Source organism: Arthrobacter sp. BPSS-3 (assembly GCF_044628475.1).
GTDB lineage: Bacteria > Actinomycetota > Actinomycetes > Actinomycetales > Micrococcaceae > Arthrobacter.
In genome coordinates this window covers 209,950-224,243 of sequence record NZ_JBIMMV010000006.1, presented here as the reverse complement: position 1 = coordinate 224,243, position 14,294 = coordinate 209,950, and the positions used below count along the sequence as shown (strand labels likewise).

The window sequence follows — 14,294 nt, the reverse complement described above, 5'->3', positions numbered from 1 at the left end:
TACTTTCGTGATGTGGCTTGTCTGGCCTGGACGTGATCCGGATCACGTCTCTTTCTTCAGGCTGGCAGGATGACCGTGACGTTGTGGAGTTCTTGAACGTTCGTGCAGCGGATTCCGTTGATTTGGAGAAAAGAGTTCACCATGACGGCTTTGGCTGCACGTTTGTGCAGTATTCGGGCACGGTGTGGTCTCACAGCGCCGTTCCCCGGCGCCATTGGAAGTGGTGGTAGACCGGCCGTGCCCATGAACCGCCCCATTCAAAGCCCAGGTCTTGCAGGATTTCCGTCAGGGGATGATCTGCGGTGAAGACTCCCGGCCGGGCGCTGCGGTCAACGTTTGAGGCGTCCGGGTACCAAATTCCGTCCTCAGCCAGGTAGGGGTTCAGCGCCGGGTTGATGTCGACAGCCAGTCCCCATGAGTGCATGGACACCCTGTCCGTGCCGGCAATCGAGCGGTAGTTGAAGCACGAGGTGTTGTTGGCTGCCATCGAAATGAAGTCGTCGCCCCGAAAGGGCGGCTCGTCAATGGGAATGACCTGCTGGATGGGAAAGCCCATCTCCAGCGCGCCTGTGAACGCGCCCAGGATCGGCGCCGCGATGATGCGGTGGACGATGAGTGTGCCCTCGTGGACGACGTCGTCGAAGCCGAGGTGATCGAAGCTGACGGCGCGGAGGTCCGACAGGGCTACCGGACAACCCTCGCGGTACGTGTGCGGGAGCATCTGTGCGGTGACGTTCTGGGCGCGGTTCTCGAGAGGTCCTGGCATGGCACCATTCTGGTGGAGTCCAGGGGGACGGACCGTCTCAGTACCAGTTGTTGGACACTTCGTGGTCCCAGGCGCCGCAGGGCGACCCATACCGTCCGGCGATGTAGCCGAGCCCCCACGAAATCTGGGTCCGGTAGTTGGTCAGCCAGTCGGATCCGGTGGACGAATACTTCTCCGGCGGCAGGGCCTGCGCGACGCCATACGCGCCGCTCGAGGGATTGGTGGCGTTGGTCATCCAGCTCGACTCCTGGTTCCAGAGCTTGACCAGGCAGCTCATCTGGTCCCCTCCCCAGCCGTGGGCGCCGAGCTGGCTGGAGGCGAACGCCTGGGCACCGGCCGGGTCGTTGACCGCGCCGCCGGGGATCTCCGGGGTCACCACCGTCGGGGCCGGCGCGGGTGCGGGGGCAGGTGTCCGCGCAGCCGCCGCAACGTTGGCCGCGGCAACGGCAGCCGCCGCTGCCGCCGCCGCCGCAGCTTCAGCTGCTTGCCGGCGCGCTTCCTGCTGCGCCTCGTAGGCGGCCTGGGCTTCCTGCCCGGCGCGGAAGTTCTGCTCAACCGCGGCGCTGGTGTCCTTGAGGGTTGCCAGCTGCGCCGTGAGGGTCCCACTGTATTTGGTTTCCTCGTCGACTTTCTCCTGGGTGGCCCGCTGGGCGTCCTGCGCGGCGGCCAGCTTGGCCTGGGCATCATCGGCGAGCCGCTGGTTTTCGGCCTGCTCCACCGACTGCTGGGCATCCAGGGACGCCGCAGCCGCCTCGGCGGCGCGCGAGTTGTTGTACAGGTCCGTAGTCCGTTGGGCGACGAACTGCATGAAGTCCAGCTTCTGCAGGCCGTCCTTGCTCTGGAGGGTATCCATCACCGAGAACGGCCCGAGGTCCGTGGCCCCACCCATGTAGTCATGGGCGGCAAGGGCACCTGTTTGCCGGTGAAGCTTGTCGGCGGTGGCATGGGCTGCCGCGGTTTCCTCTTTCAGGGACGCCAGCTTCGCCGTCGAGGCCTCGAGGTTGTTGTGGGCAACGGCGTAGTCCAGTCCCGCCCGCACCGCCGCGGCGCCCAGGGAGGAAGCCTGTTGCTGCAACCCGTCCAGGAGGCCGTTGATCTTCCGGATCTCGGCGTCCTTCGCATCGACATTGCCCTTGGCGGCCTGGACGTCAGCCCACGAGGGGTAGCCGGATGGGGGCGCGTCGTCGGCCCCGGCAGTCGGAGCGGCGGCCACCGCGGCCAGCAGCGCGACCGTCAGTACCGCGCAGGCCTTGCCCGTCGGCACCCTCGACATGAACGTAGAACCCCACATAGGCACCAGAGCCTACTCGACGGCGCTGGGCGTCTTCAGCGCGCTCCTAGATCTCGGGCCGGCAGGGACCCTGGCCGAGCACCGCCAGGCCCGTGAGGTCACCGGTTTGGTAGGTGGTCACGCCGATCGAGTCGGTAGGGTTCATCAACTGCGAGGGGTCCTGCACATGGTCCAGCCCGACCACGTGGCCGAGTTCGTGTTCGATCACGCCGCGGGCCTGTGCCGGACCCTCGCGGCCAATCATGGCCTGCATCGCAGGGCCGTTCAGTTCCAGCTGGCCGCTGACATACGTGAAACCCGAGTTGCCGATACTGACGGCCTCGCTGCCGCCCAGGCCCATGACGTTCGTCCCGACGGCCTTGTTCGTGAACCGCGGTTCCTCCGCCGTCGTCTCCCAGGCGATCAGCACCGGCGCCCAGCGGTTCCCGTACCGCTCCGGCTGGTAGGACTTGTGCTCGGCCGCGGGCGCCTCGGAGGTGGCGCCGTCGTCGATGAAGACCAGCCCGGTGGCGCGGGAGACTGCGGCCACGGCCTCCCGGATCAGCGCCGGCCCGTCCGCGGGCGAGTTTGCGGCGCGGGTGACGTAGTGGATCGGCCGGCACGGGTCGTAGGTGTAGGGCTTGCCGTCGCTCCCGGTGTGCAGGAAAGCATACGACGGCGACGTGCGCGCAAGCGGGGCCGGGGAACCCAAGGGGGACGCATTTTCCTCCAGGCCTCCCGGCGGGTGGTCAGTCACTGCCCGCGGCGCCGGAGCCGCGCCGTCAGCGGCACCGCTTCCCGGGGCGGCGGGCGGCTGGGCCGCCCCCTGTGCGGCGCCGGCCTTCGGCAGCGGCTGCCCCGCCGGTCCGGGAAGGAAACGGCCCAACAATCCTGACGGTGACAGGTCACCGTGCAGGTACAACGCGCCGGCGGCGATCAGGACGGCGGCACTGACCACCGCGACGGTCCGAAACAGCAGCCCCAGCACCCGGCCCGCGGCCCGAGAAGTCCGACGCCCCAGCGACTCCCGCGGTGCGGGCGCCTTCTGCTCCTCCCACCAGGGAGTTGCCCCGTCCGGGCCGCCGGTCATCTCCTCGAGCTGCCAGGCTGCGACGCGCGGCGGCCCGGCATCGTGGCCGCCGGGCTGCGGAAAGTGGTTCTCGGGTTCAGTCATCGTTGCTCATACTCTCACCATCGTCCGCGGCCCGGTACCTGTAAGCCCGGCCGCCCCACCGGGAGCCCTTGTAGCCGGGCTCCCGGTGGGCGATTCTGATGCCATGGAAGGCTCAGCACCGGAGCCGCCGGCCCCTCAACCGGCCGCCACGAGCGGGACACATCCGCGGCCGGAGAACCGGTCCCCGGGAGGTAGCCGCGCACACCGGGGGAACCGCGCATGGGGCACCGTGGCGGGCTTCGGCCTGGTCAGCCTGGTCACCGACCTGGTGTCCGACGGCGCCCGTTCCCTCGCCGGACCCCTGCTCGGCCAGCTCGGCGCGACAGCCCTGGTGGTGGGCCTGGTCACCGGCGGCGCGGAGGCGGCGGCGCAGGGACTGCGGGTGGTATTCGGTCCTTGGGCGGACCGCACCCGGCGGTACTGGAGCTTCACCGTGGCCGGGTATGCCATGACCGCGCTGAGCGTGCCGCTGCTGGCGGTGACCCCGGGCCTGGGAGCGGCAGGACTGGCCGCGGCCTCGGCGCTCATCATCGCGGACCGGGTGGGCAAGGCCGTCCGCAGCCCGGCCAAGACGGTGCTGTTGGCCGCCGCAGCGGCGGACGTGGGCCGCGGGCGGGGGTTCGCCGCCCATAAGGCCCTGGATTTGGTCGGGGCCTTGCTGGGTCCGGTGCTGGTCGCCGCGGTCTTGGCCGCGACGGGTCTCCTGCAGGCCGCGTTCGCTGTCCTGGCCGTACCCGCAGTCGCTGCCCTGGCGCTGCTGGCCTGGCTCCGCCGGCGGGTACCCGGCCCGGGTGACGGCCCCGGCGGCGCGGCGGCGCCGTCGTTGTTCTCGCCGGTCTTCCTGCGCTTCGCCGTAGGCGCCTTCTTCTGGAGCGCCGGGCTGGTGGCGTTCGGCGTGATCTCCTTTCACCTGTCCACCGCGGTCAATGTCCCGGTGGCCGTGGTGCCGCTGCTCTACGCCGCCGCCATGGGCGCCGCGGCGCTCGGTGCGCTGGCCAGCGGATACCTCTACGACCGTGCCGGCGGGGCCGTGCTGCTGGTGCTGCCCGTTCTCGTCGCGCTGGTGCCTGTCCTGGCCCTTTCGCCGGCCGCCGGGCCGGCGCTGGCGGGCGTGGTGGTTTGGGGCGCCGCGACCGGAATCCAGGACTCGACGGTCAAGGCGCTGGTCGCGGACATCGTCCCCGCGGCGCGGCAGGGTTCGGCGTACGGGGTGTTCGCCGCCTTCGAGGGGGCGGGGGCGCTGGCGGGCGGGGCGCTGTATGGAGCGCTTTACCCGTTCCGCCCGGCGCTGGAGGCGATCGTCGTCGTACTCCAGGCCGTGGCGTTATTGCTGTTGCTGGCGGCGGTCAGCGGGACCAGACGGACACCGCGCCAGAGTGACCCGTGACGATGGTCTGATAGATGAAGAGGACGCCGGCCAGGGCACCCGCGACGAGGAGGATGATCCGGACGGTGCGGTTTTCCCGCAGTCTGCCCAGGAAGGCGAAGCGGCGGCCGATCGGTTCGTAGCTGACCACGATCATCGCGGCGACGAACACGAAGAAGATCACCGAGACGTACTTCAGCACATCGCCCTGTTCGGCGTGTTCGCGGATCAACTTGGTCGCAGGCCGGGCCTTCTCCAGCTGCTCTCCGGCCTGCGCGGTCACCAGGGACACCGGCACCAGCAAGAGCGAGAGCACGGCCAGCGGCCAGGCGAGGAGCCGCCGCCAGCGCGGAGCAACGGCGTACACGATCGCCGCGACGCCGGCGATGGGGCCGAGGACGACGACGGCGTGGACAAGGAGGATGTGGGCCGGCAGGCCGGCAATCTCAATCACGTGGGGGCTCTCCTACGGTGAACGTGCGCTGCGCGCCCCCGGCGATCGGGCCGGAGCTTCTATGATTCTTGCATGTCAACGGACGAGCTGGCGGGCATCGCGGCGCAGCTCTACGGCACGGCGTTCGACGGGTTTGTCCCGGCGCGGGCCGAGGCCGCGAAGGAGCTGCTGGCTGCGTCGGCGCCCACCCCGCAGACCCGCGCCCTGGCGGCGGAGGTCCGGACGCTGCCCAAGCCCTCGGCCAGCGCCTGGGCGGTAAACATGCTGGCACGCCGGCGGCCCGAGCTGCTCGCCGGCCTGGCGGAGCTGGGGACCGCGATGCGCCGGGCGCAGGACAGCCTCGACGCCGCCGCGCTGCGCAGCCTGGGACGGGAGCGCCGGACCCAGCTGGCGGCCGCCGTCGACGCCGCCCGGGAGGCCGCCGCCCAGCAGGGCCGCGCCATCAGTGGCGCCATCGCGACGGAAATCGAGGAGACGCTGCGGGCGGCGACGGCGGACCGGGGCGCGGCCGACGCGGTGTGCAGCGGACGGCTGTTGCGCGCCCTGAGCGCGGACGGCGTCGACGTGGTGGACCTCGACGGTGCCGTGGCCGTCCCCGGAGCGCCCGGTCCCGTGACCGGGCTGAAAGCCGGCCCGGAGGGAGCAGCGAAGGGGCCCCAGCCTGCCGGGGAAAAGGCGGAGGGCGCCCGGGCAAAGGCCGGGGCCGAGGTACAGCGTGAACCCCGGTTGCGCGCGGTGGGACAACGGCGGCCACCCGGCCCCAGCGCGCTGGAGCGTGCCCGGGCCGCGCTGGAGGAGGCGTCCGGGGCTGCCCGCAGCAGCCGCGGGGAGGAACACCGCACGGCCGCGGCCCAGAAGGAGGCGACCGAGCAGGCAGAGGCCTTGGCCGCTGAGGTGACGCGGCTGGCCAAGGAACTCGCGGCGGCGGAAGAACGCCTGCGGGAGGCCCGAAGGCAACGGGAGTCCGCGCTTACGGCGGCCCGCCAGGCCGGCCGTGCCGCGGACCGGGACCGCCGGCGGGAGGACCTGGCCCGGGAGCGCGTCCTGCGGTTGGGCGACACACCGGCCGACTAACGGCTTGAGTGTCAGAGGCCGGCTGCAGACTTAATTCCATGGAACAGCAACAGGCATCAGCAGCCGAATACTGGGAAGTCACCTATCTGGACGGCGATTGCGGACGGATCCGCACCGAGTCCTTTGAGGACGCCGCATCCGCCGAGCGTTTCGCCTGCCGCCAGGTCCGGGACCAGGACGGCTGGGCGGTCATCGACGTCGTGCGCCCGACGGCGGCCCGCGCCGCCGCCTAAGCCCGCCGCTTAGGCGCCGGCCGAGCCCCGCCGCTCGGGTGCGGGCCAATCAGCAGCGCAGGAGGCACGGCAAAGGCCCCCGCGGACGTGACGTGGTCACGCCCGCAGGGGCCTTGTGAGGCGGTGAGGTCCGCCGGTCCCGCGGCTTAGGCGAAGTCGGACACGGCCGGGTCGGGGCCGATCCGGCCGGCACCCTCGGCGGTGCGGTCCAGGCCGTTGATGGCCTGGATGTCCGTCTCGTCCAGGGTGACGTCCAGGGCCGCGTAGTTCTCGCGGATCCGGGACTCGGTGACGGACTTGGGGATGACGACGTTGCCGATGGCCAGGTGCCAGGCGATGACCACCTGGGCCGGGGTGGCATCGTGCTTGGCGGCGATCTCCTTGATGACAGCGCTCTCCAGCAGCTCTCCGCCCTGGCCCAGCGGCGACCAGGCCTGGGTGAGGATGCCGTTGGCGGCACCGAATTCGCGCAGGTCAGCCTGGTTGAAGAACGGGTGCAGCTCGATCTGGTGGATGGCCGGGACGACGCCGGTCGCGTCGATGAGTTCCTGCAGGCCTTCCTTGGAGAAGTTGGAGACGCCGATCGACTTCACGCGGCCCTGCTTCTGGAGCTCGATGAGCGCCTTCCAGGTGTCCACGTACTTCTGCTGCTTGGGCTGCATCCAGTGGATCAGGTACAGGTCCAGGGTTTCCAGGCCCAGGCGCTCCATGGATTCCTCGAACGCCTTCAGGGTGGATTCGTAGCCCTGGTCCGAGTTCCACAGCTTGGTGGTGATGAAGATTTCTTCCGGCTTCAGGCCGGAGCTGGCGATCGCGCGGCCGACGCCGGCCTCGTTTCCGTAGATCTTGGCGGTGTCGATGTGGCGGAAGCCGGCCTCGAAGGCCTGGCCTACGACCTTTTCCGCGACGTCGTCCTCGACCTGCCACACGCCGTAACCGAGCTGAGGGATGGTGTTGCCGTCATTGAAAGTCAGTTCAGGTGAAGAAGTCATTGTTGTATCCTGCCAAGCCCGCGGCCCGGAAACCAGTGTTCCGGGCGCCGCTAAGCTAGCCGCTTAACCAGGAATATCCGCACACCCTGCCAAGGCGTGGCAGCTTGGGCACCTCAGGAGGCGGCGGCGAGCTGCCGTTCGGCGTCTTGGACGTGTTCGACGACGTTCTCGGCACGCCGGCGCACCGATGCCGCGCCGACCGGGATCGGGCCCACGGCCAGGCGCAGCATTGCGGCAGCCTCCGCCGTCATGGCCAACGAGTTCCCCGCCGTGGACAGTGCCCGGTGCACCCCGGCGAGGTTCCCCGGAATGTCCAGGCCCTCGCTTGGCGAGCGGCGCTGGGCCTCGGTGCAGACCGCGCGGACCCGGACGGCCAGGTCGGAGAGTTCGTTGGCGATCTCGACGAGTTCCCCATACAGCGCCTCGTCCTCGACGCCTTCCAGGACCTGGTGGTAGCGGTCCAGGCCTCGGACGAAGCGGTCGTGGGCGCGCCGCCAGAGGCCCTTGCCGAGTTCGGCGTCGTCCTTGCGGCCCTGCCGTGCGGCGCTGAAGAATCCCATGGCGCCCTAGAGGTACTGGCCCGGGCCGTGGTCCGGGTCCGCGGGCTGGGCCGGGTCCGCGCCGGGCCGCGGCTCCGCTGCCCGCTGCGGTTCGCCGTTCTCGCCGATGATGACGCCGGGGGCGATCATGGTGCCGGGCGGCAGCTGGCGCAGCTGCATCTGCGCGGCGGCGTGTTCGCGGGCGGCGTGCTGGGCGGCGATGGCCGTCTGGATCCCGTGGAAGAGCCCCTCCAGCCAGCCGACCAGCTGGGCCTGGGCGATACGCAGCTCCGCGTCGGAGGGTGTGCCGTTCTCGCCGAAGGGCAAGTGGATGCGTTCGAGTTCCTGGACCAGCTCGGGGGCGAGTCCATCCTCGAGTTCGCGGATGGAGCGTTCGTGGATTTCGGCGAGCCTGACCCGCGCGGCGTCGTCCAGCGGGGCGGACTTCACCTCGTCCAGCAGCTGCTTCAGCATGGTCCCGATCCGCATGACCTTCGCCGGTTCGTCCACCAGGTCCTGGACGTGGCTGCCCCGCGGCCGGCCGGGTGCGGCCGTCTCGGGGGTCTGGCTGCCGGACGCCCCGTCCGGCAGAGTTGTTTCGGGTGTGCCCGCGGGGGTGGCGATGCCCTCCACGGGGGTGTCCTCGCCGGGCTGCGCGTCGGTCGGCTCGCTCATGGCTTCATACTCTCACGCGGATCCGGACTGGGGAGGGCTTCATGACGCCCCGGGCACGGCTCGGACGACTGCGGGAAGGCGCCGCTGTATGCGACAGCGCCCGGACACGCAAAAGCGCCGCCGGGGAACGCAACGTTCCCCGGCGCCGCCTTCGTGGTTCAGGCCGGCCCTAACAGCACCGGCCCTGCGGGTTGGTGTCCTGGCGGTCCGTGTGGTCCCGCCAGAATTCCCGCTCCGTGAGCGGGGGCCCGGCGTGCCCGGATTCCCGGTGGTGTTCCAGGTATTTCCGGTACGCGTCGGCCCCGAGGACCCCGCTGAAGTAGCCGGCGAAGCCGCGCAGGCCCGTGAGGAGCGCATTCATGGCCGGCTCCGTCAGTGCCGCGCGGAGTGTTCGAGCCGCCGGTCGGCGGGCAGCTTGTCCCACTCGGCCTGCAGTTCCCGCTCTGCCGGGGTGGGGAAGACGCCCGCCGGGGCGAAGACGCGCGACGGCTGCGCGGGGTCTTCGTACTCGACGTTGGCGATGCCCTTGGCGGCGTTGCGGTAGGCCTTCACGGCGGCGATCACGGCGGTGATGATGACGATGATGCTCAGCACCACGAAGATCACCGAAAGCCAGCCCTGGATCATGGTGTTGCGGACCACCGCTTCCATGGCCGCCGTCGTCTTCGCCGTCCCGAAGGAGGTCTTGCCGTCGGCCAGGGCCTTGGCGAACGCCGCGTTCTGGGCGAAGTAGCCCACCGCCGGCACCGGGGAGAAGATCTTGTAGAAGCTGGCGGTGATGGTCACGACGGCCGCGAAGGCCAGCGGGAGTGCCACGATCCAGAGGTACTTGAACGTCCCGCGCTTGGCGACAATGGCCAGCACGACGGCGAGGGCGATCGCGGCGAGCAGCTGGTTGGCGATGCCGAACAGCGGGAACAGCGTGTTGATGCCGCCCAGCGGGTCGGTGACACCCATCAGCAGCACGGCGCCCCAGGCCAGCACCATGACGGCGGTGGTCAGCCACGCACCGGGCCGCCAGGAGTGGTCCTTGAACTTCGGCACGAAGTTGCCGATCGAGTCCTGCAGCATGAAGCGGGCCACGCGGGTGCCGGCGTCGACGGCGGTGAGGATGAACAGCGCCTCGAACATGATGGCGAAGTGGTACCAGAACGCCATCATGGCGGTGCCGCCGATGAACTGCTGCATGATGTGGGCCAGGCCGACGGCCAGCGTCGGGGCGCCGCCGGAGCGGGAGATGATGCTCTGCTCCCCCACGTCCTTGGCGGTCTGGGCGAGTACGTCGGGGGTGATGTTGACCCCGGCCAGGCCGAGGCTGTTGACCCACTGCGCGGCCGTTTCCACGGTGCCGCCGGTCAGCGCCGTCGGGGCGTTCATGGCGAAGTAGATGCCGCGGTCGATCGAGATGGCCGCAACCAGCGCCATGATCGCGACGAAGGATTCCATCAGCATGCCGCCGTAGCCGATCAGGCGGGTCTGGCGTTCCTTTTCGATCAGCTTGGGCGTGGTGCCGGAGGAGATCAGGGCGTGGAAGCCGGAGAGGGCACCGCAGGCGATGGTGACGAACAGGAACGGGAACACGGCGCCGGAGAAGACCGGGCCGTTATCGCGGGAGGCGAATTCGCTGAAGGCCGGGACGGTGATTTCGGGCCGGACCACGATGATGGCCAGGGCCAGCATCACAATCACGCCGATCTTCATGAAGGTGGAGAGGTAGTCACGAGGGGCCAGCAGCAGCCACACGGGCAGGATCGCGGCGATGAAGCCGTAGATGATCAGGCCCCAGGCGATGGTGACCTTGTCCAGGTGGAAGAACGCCGCGCCCCATTCGGTGCCGGCGACGGCGCCGCCGCCGATGATGGCGGCCATCAGGAGCACGAAGCCGATGATGGAGACTTCCATGACCTTGCCGGGCCGGAGGTAGCGCAGGTAGACGCCCATGAACAGGGCGATCGGGATGGTCATGCCGACGGAGAAGACACCCCAGGGGCTCTCGCCGAGGGCGTTGACGACGACGAGCGCCAGGATCGCGACGATGATGATCATGATCAGCAGCGTGGCGATCAGGGCCGCGGTGCCGCCGATGACGCCGAGTTCCTCGCGGGCCATCTGACCGAGAGACCGGCCGCCGCGGCGCATGGAGAAGAAGAGGACCAGATAGTCCTGGACGGCGCCGGCCAGGACGACGCCGATGATGATCCAGATGGTGCCGGGCAGGTAGCCCATCTGCGCGGCGATGACCGGGCCGACGAGCGGGCCGGCGCCGGCGATGGCGGCGAAGTGGTGGCCAAAGAGGACATTGCGGTCCGTGCGGACGTAATCCTTGCCGTCGGCCTTGTATTCGGCCGGGGTGGCGCGGCGGTCATTGGGCCTGGTGATGTACCGCTCGATGACCTTCGAGTAGAAGCGGTACCCGATCAGGTAGGTGCAGACGGAGGCGAACACGAACCAGATCGCGTTGACCGTCTCGCCGCGGATGATCGCCAGCATGAACCAGGCGACGCCGCCCAGCAGGGCGATGGCGGCCCAGAGGGCAATCTTCCCCGGGGTCCACTTTCGTTCTTCCGCCTCGCGGACGGTCTCGTCGACGGCCGTCGGTGGTAGCCCCGGCACCGGCGTGATGCCGTCCTCGGGATCAGCGGTCTGTGGCCTGCCAGCTGGCATGGTGCCCATGTCTCCTCCTTGAGAAACCCATCGGACAGGCCAATGGTCAGACCTGCCCCATGGCACCTTACCAACGTGGCGCACCTCACGGGTCCCGGCAGCGACGCCGCGCCGTACCGATCGCCGGACGGTAAAGACGCCGCGCCCAACGGCGGATCAGGCGGGGCCGGTGAGCTGCATCAGGCGGGCCTCGCACAGGTCCAGCCAGCGCACCTCGGCCTCCGTCTGGAAGATCAGGGAGTCGAGCACCAGCAGGCGGGCGGTGTCAGCAAGCCGCGGTTGAGCGGCCGCGTCGCGGCGGGCTCTCGTGTAGTCCTGGAGCGCCCGGATGGACACGGCCCGCTGGGTCTGGATGATTCCGCCGACGTCGGCTCCCGGGAGCGTCAGGGCGAGGGCGAGTTTGATGGCCAGCTCGTTCCGCGGCGGGTTGCTGCGCCCCACCGGGGTCCGCAGCCAGGTCCGTACCTCATCGGCGCCCGCCGGAGTGAGGCTGTAGAGAATGTGGCCGGCGCCGTCGTCGCCGTCCCGGGAGATCATGCCGTCGCGTTCGAGGCGGTCGAGGGTAGTGTAGACCTGCCCGATGTTCAGCGGCCAGGCGGAGCCGGTGCGTTCGTGGAATTCCGTCCGCAGCTGGTAGCCGTAGCGGGGGCGGTCCTGCAGCAGCGCGAGCAGGCTGTGGCGGATAGACATGGTGTATCCGACGCTAGCAGGACGACGGGATACACGCGCCCCAAGACGCGTGTATACCGTGCATGGAATTACAGTATCGTGATTCGCCCGCCGCCGCGTGCCGTGCTATGCCCGGAACGGCATGTTTCCGCTCACATGACCAGCAGGATCTTGCCCATGTGCTCGCCGGAGTCGAAGTAGCGGTGTGCCTCCCGGACCTGGTCCAGCGGGAAGGTCTTGGCCACCAGCGTCCGGACCTGCCCGTCCACCAGGAGCGGCCACACGGCGTCGCGAACCGCGTCCATGATGACGGTCTTTTCCTCCACCGGCCGGGGCCGCAGCGAGGTTGCGATGATCGCGGCGCGCTTGCGCAGCAACTGCCTCAGGTCCAGTTCCGCAGTGGTGCCGCCTTGTAGCCCGATCACCACCAGCCGGCCGTAGTCCGCCAGTGCCTCGATGTTCTTCGAGAGGTACTTGGCCCCGACGACGTCGAGGATCACGTCCGCCCCGTGGCCGCCGTTCTGCGCCTTGAGGCTCGCCGGGAAGTCCTCCTCGGCATAGTTGATCGCGATGTCGGCGCCCAGGAAGGCCTTGGCGGTTCCCACCTTCTCGTCTGTGCCCGCGGTGGTGGCAACGTGCGCCCCGAGCGCCTTGGCCAGTTGGATGGCCATGGTTCCGATGCCGCCGGTGGCGCCGTGAATCAGGACGGTCTCGCCGGCGCGCAGCTGGGCGGTCATGACGAGGTTGGAGTACACGGTGGCCGCTACCTCGGGCAGGGACGCGGCGGTGACCAGGTCGACGCCGTCGGGGATGCGCAGCACCTGGCCGGCCGGCACAGCGACCTGCTCGGCGTAGCCGCCGCCCGCCAGCAGCGCCACCACCTTGTCACCCTGGGAGAAGGGCTTGGTGACGCCGGGGCCGAAGCCCGCGATCCGGCCCGAGACCTCCAGCCCGGGTATCTCCGAGGCACCCGGGGGCGGCGGGTAGAACCCGCGGCGCTGCTGGACATCCGCCCGGTTCAGCCCGGCGGCCACGACGTCGATGAGGACCTCCCCGGGGCCAGGCACCGGCGCGGGTACCTCCCGCACCTCCAGGACCTCCGGTCCGCCGGGCTCTGAGATATAGACAGCCTTCATGGAGTTCTCCGCTTCTTCACCGATGTCTTGCCTGCCCGCCGGCCACGGCCAGCCGTACGTGCACTCCCCCAGCCTAGGACGCGGCAGGGACACCGGCGGGGACCATCAAGACTTTTGTGGCCGTCCGCCGACTATGAAAGACTACGCGGGAGGGAAGGTTGTCCGAGCGGCCGAAGGAGCTGGTCTTGAAAACCAGTGTGCGGTAACCCCGTACCAAGAGTTCGAATCTCTTACCTTCCGCGGGATGCGCCCAGTGCGCGCCAAGAGGCCGGTGGCCGCAGCTGAGAGGCTGCGGGCACCGGCCTTTCCCGTACCGGGGTGGCGTTTGGGGGTGTTGGACGTCTCCGACACGGAAAAATGCGGACGGCCGGTTTCGGGGCGGGCCCGGGCGGTGGACCTACGGTGGACCTAAACCACGAAAGGACCCCTATGACCTGCGACGGCTGCAGCACTGCCTCGAAACTCGGCTTCGATTTCAGCATGGCTTTTCAGCCCATTTACGACGCCGTCGCCGGCCGGGTATGGGGCTATGAGGCACTGGTGCGCGGGCTCGCCGGCGAGGGCGCCTACTCGGTTCTGTCCCGGGTCTCCCCCGAACAGAAGTACCGCTTTGACCAGGACTGCCGGGTCAAGGCCATCGAGCTCGCCTCCCGCCTGTTCCCGGCGGACGATTCCCTGATGCTCTCAATCAACTTCATGCCGAACGCCGTGTACGAGCCGGCCGCCTGCCTGCGCGCCACACTGTCCGCGGCCCGGCGGAACAACTTCCCGACGTCGGCCATCATGTTCGAGTTCACGGAGAACGAAGAGGTCGCCGACACCGCACACCTGCAGAACATCATCACCGAATACCGCAAGCACGGCTTCACCACCGCCATCGACGACTTCGGCGCCGGGCATGCGGGCCTGGGCCTGCTGGTGGACTTCCAGCCGGACCTGCTCAAGATCGACATGAAGCTCCTGCGCGACGTGGACACCAGCCCGGCTCGGCAGGCCGTGGTGGACGGGATCGTCGCCATCGCCGGGAAACTCGACATCACCGTATTGGCCGAGGGCATCGAAACCGAGGCCGAGTACCTGATGCTGAAGGCCGCCGGCATCCGCCTCTTCCAGGGATACTGGTTCGCCAAGCCCGCCTTCGAGGAACTGCCCGCAGTCCGCGAACTGCACGAGGTTCCCGCCGTCGCGTAACCGCACCGGTGCGCCGCGGGGCGATACCGTCCGTCGGCGGACCGGCCGCTACGCGCGAAAGAGGGCCGCGGGTCCGGCCATTCGGCCGGAC

At 69.4% G+C, this 14,294-nt stretch carries 15 protein-coding genes and 1 tRNA gene; 5 read left to right on the top strand and 11 right to left on the bottom strand.

Annotated features, from left to right (window positions below):
• Nucleotides 1–190: 190 nt before the first annotated feature.
• The 3 genes from ACFVY3_RS11540 to ACFVY3_RS11530 form a co-directional block, all read right to left on the bottom strand.
• On the bottom strand, nucleotides 191–766 hold the full coding sequence (locus ACFVY3_RS11540; protein ID WP_400159807.1) for a M15 family metallopeptidase: 576 nt from the start codon (nucleotides 764–766) through the stop codon (nucleotides 191–193).
• Between the two features lie 37 nt (nucleotides 767–803).
• Complete coding sequence (locus ACFVY3_RS11535) at nucleotides 804–2,039, bottom strand: lytic transglycosylase domain-containing protein (protein ID WP_400159806.1); 1,236 nt, start codon at nucleotides 2,037–2,039, stop codon at nucleotides 804–806.
• A gap of 64 nt (nucleotides 2,040–2,103) precedes the next feature.
• Nucleotides 2,104–3,210, bottom strand: a complete 1,107-nt coding sequence (locus tag ACFVY3_RS11530; protein WP_400159805.1) for a hypothetical protein — start codon at nucleotides 3,208–3,210, stop codon at nucleotides 2,104–2,106.
• 229 nt (nucleotides 3,211–3,439) lie between these two features.
• Between ACFVY3_RS11530 and ACFVY3_RS11525 the strand changes: the two genes are divergently transcribed.
• Nucleotides 3,440–4,597: an MFS transporter gene (locus ACFVY3_RS11525; RefSeq protein WP_400159804.1), complete on the top strand. Its 1,158-nt coding sequence runs from the start codon at nucleotides 3,440–3,442 to the stop codon at nucleotides 4,595–4,597.
• Here the strand turns inward: ACFVY3_RS11525 and ACFVY3_RS11520 are convergent.
• Nucleotides 4,557–5,030 (bottom strand): hypothetical protein, encoded by a 474-nt coding sequence (locus tag ACFVY3_RS11520; protein ID WP_400159803.1) that lies wholly within the window; start codon nucleotides 5,028–5,030, stop codon nucleotides 4,557–4,559. The two genes, ACFVY3_RS11525 and ACFVY3_RS11520, sit on opposite strands and share 41 nt — an antisense overlap.
• Before the next feature lie 72 nt (nucleotides 5,031–5,102).
• Here ACFVY3_RS11520 and ACFVY3_RS11515 point away from each other — a divergent pair, with 72 nt between their 5' ends.
• Together ACFVY3_RS11515 and ACFVY3_RS11510 are read left to right on the top strand one after the other, a co-directional pair.
• On the top strand, nucleotides 5,103–6,104 hold the full coding sequence (locus ACFVY3_RS11515) for a hypothetical protein (protein WP_400159802.1): 1,002 nt from the start codon (nucleotides 5,103–5,105) through the stop codon (nucleotides 6,102–6,104).
• A gap of 38 nt (nucleotides 6,105–6,142) precedes the next feature.
• Nucleotides 6,143–6,337, top strand: coding sequence for a hypothetical protein (locus ACFVY3_RS11510; protein ID WP_400159801.1), 195 nt, complete (start codon nucleotides 6,143–6,145; stop codon nucleotides 6,335–6,337).
• 146 nt (nucleotides 6,338–6,483) lie between these two features.
• On the opposite strand, the gene ACFVY3_RS11505 is transcribed toward ACFVY3_RS11510, so the two are convergent.
• The 7 genes from ACFVY3_RS11505 to ACFVY3_RS11475 all read right to left on the bottom strand — a co-directional run bounded on the left by ACFVY3_RS11505 (nucleotide 6,484) and on the right by ACFVY3_RS11475 (nucleotide 13,012).
• On the bottom strand, nucleotides 6,484–7,329 hold the full coding sequence (locus tag ACFVY3_RS11505; protein ID WP_400159800.1) for an aldo/keto reductase: 846 nt from the start codon (nucleotides 7,327–7,329) through the stop codon (nucleotides 6,484–6,486).
• 113 nt (nucleotides 7,330–7,442) lie between these two features.
• Nucleotides 7,443–7,889, bottom strand: a complete 447-nt coding sequence (locus tag ACFVY3_RS11500) for a hypothetical protein (RefSeq protein ID WP_400159799.1) — start codon at nucleotides 7,887–7,889, stop codon at nucleotides 7,443–7,445.
• A gap of 6 nt (nucleotides 7,890–7,895) precedes the next feature.
• Nucleotides 7,896–8,543: a bacterial proteasome activator family protein gene (locus tag ACFVY3_RS11495; RefSeq protein ID WP_377972830.1), complete on the bottom strand. Its 648-nt coding sequence runs from the start codon at nucleotides 8,541–8,543 to the stop codon at nucleotides 7,896–7,898.
• A 169-nt stretch (nucleotides 8,544–8,712) separates the two neighbouring features.
• Nucleotides 8,713–8,904: a YbdD/YjiX family protein gene (locus ACFVY3_RS11490; RefSeq protein WP_377972829.1), complete on the bottom strand. Its 192-nt coding sequence runs from the start codon at nucleotides 8,902–8,904 to the stop codon at nucleotides 8,713–8,715.
• An 11-nt stretch (nucleotides 8,905–8,915) separates the two neighbouring features.
• Complete coding sequence (locus tag ACFVY3_RS11485) at nucleotides 8,916–11,207, bottom strand: carbon starvation CstA family protein (RefSeq protein ID WP_400159833.1); 2,292 nt, start codon at nucleotides 11,205–11,207, stop codon at nucleotides 8,916–8,918.
• Between the two features lie 156 nt (nucleotides 11,208–11,363).
• Nucleotides 11,364–11,897 carry a PadR family transcriptional regulator gene (locus tag ACFVY3_RS11480; protein WP_377972828.1) on the bottom strand — a complete coding sequence of 178 codons (534 nt, stop codon included), beginning with the start codon at nucleotides 11,895–11,897 and terminating at the stop codon, nucleotides 11,364–11,366.
• 131 nt (nucleotides 11,898–12,028) lie between these two features.
• Nucleotides 12,029–13,012 (bottom strand): NAD(P)H-quinone oxidoreductase, encoded by a 984-nt coding sequence (locus tag ACFVY3_RS11475; RefSeq protein ID WP_400159798.1) that lies wholly within the window; start codon nucleotides 13,010–13,012, stop codon nucleotides 12,029–12,031.
• A gap of 152 nt (nucleotides 13,013–13,164) precedes the next feature.
• Here ACFVY3_RS11475 and ACFVY3_RS11470 point away from each other — a divergent pair.
• Together ACFVY3_RS11470 and ACFVY3_RS11465 are read left to right on the top strand one after the other, a co-directional pair.
• A tRNA-Ser gene (locus ACFVY3_RS11470) sits at nucleotides 13,165–13,252 on the top strand.
• A 240-nt stretch (nucleotides 13,253–13,492) separates the two neighbouring features.
• Nucleotides 13,493–14,203 carry an EAL domain-containing protein gene (locus ACFVY3_RS11465; protein WP_400159797.1) on the top strand — a complete coding sequence of 237 codons (711 nt, stop codon included), beginning with the start codon at nucleotides 13,493–13,495 and terminating at the stop codon, nucleotides 14,201–14,203.
• Nucleotides 14,204–14,294: the final 91 nt, after the last annotated feature.

Excerpts from the sequence above, each read along its gene's own strand:
- ACFVY3_RS11540 (WP_400159807.1), bottom strand. The coding sequence starts at position 766 with ATGCCAGGACCTCTCGAGAACCGCGCCCAGAACGTCACCGCACAGATG.
- ACFVY3_RS11535 (WP_400159806.1), bottom strand. The coding sequence starts at position 2,039 with ATGTCGAGGGTGCCGACGGGCAAGGCCTGCGCGGTACTGACGGTCGCG.
- ACFVY3_RS11530 (WP_400159805.1), bottom strand. The coding sequence starts at position 3,210 with ATGACTGAACCCGAGAACCACTTTCCGCAGCCCGGCGGCCACGATGCC.
- ACFVY3_RS11515 (WP_400159802.1), top strand. The coding sequence starts at position 5,103 with ATGTCAACGGACGAGCTGGCGGGCATCGCGGCGCAGCTCTACGGCACG.
- ACFVY3_RS11510 (WP_400159801.1), top strand. The coding sequence starts at position 6,143 with ATGGAACAGCAACAGGCATCAGCAGCCGAATACTGGGAAGTCACCTAT.
- ACFVY3_RS11505 (WP_400159800.1), bottom strand. The coding sequence starts at position 7,329 with ATGACTTCTTCACCTGAACTGACTTTCAATGACGGCAACACCATCCCT.
- ACFVY3_RS11500 (WP_400159799.1), bottom strand. The coding sequence starts at position 7,889 with ATGGGATTCTTCAGCGCCGCACGGCAGGGCCGCAAGGACGACGCCGAA.
- ACFVY3_RS11495 (WP_377972830.1), bottom strand. The coding sequence starts at position 8,543 with ATGAGCGAGCCGACCGACGCGCAGCCCGGCGAGGACACCCCCGTGGAG.
- ACFVY3_RS11490 (WP_377972829.1), bottom strand. The coding sequence starts at position 8,904 with ATGAATGCGCTCCTCACGGGCCTGCGCGGCTTCGCCGGCTACTTCAGC.
- ACFVY3_RS11485 (WP_400159833.1), bottom strand. The coding sequence starts at position 11,207 with ATGCCAGCTGGCAGGCCACAGACCGCTGATCCCGAGGACGGCATCACG.
- ACFVY3_RS11480 (WP_377972828.1), bottom strand. The coding sequence starts at position 11,897 with ATGTCTATCCGCCACAGCCTGCTCGCGCTGCTGCAGGACCGCCCCCGC.
- ACFVY3_RS11475 (WP_400159798.1), bottom strand. The coding sequence starts at position 13,012 with ATGAAGGCTGTCTATATCTCAGAGCCCGGCGGACCGGAGGTCCTGGAG.
- ACFVY3_RS11465 (WP_400159797.1), top strand. The coding sequence starts at position 13,493 with ATGGCTTTTCAGCCCATTTACGACGCCGTCGCCGGCCGGGTATGGGGC.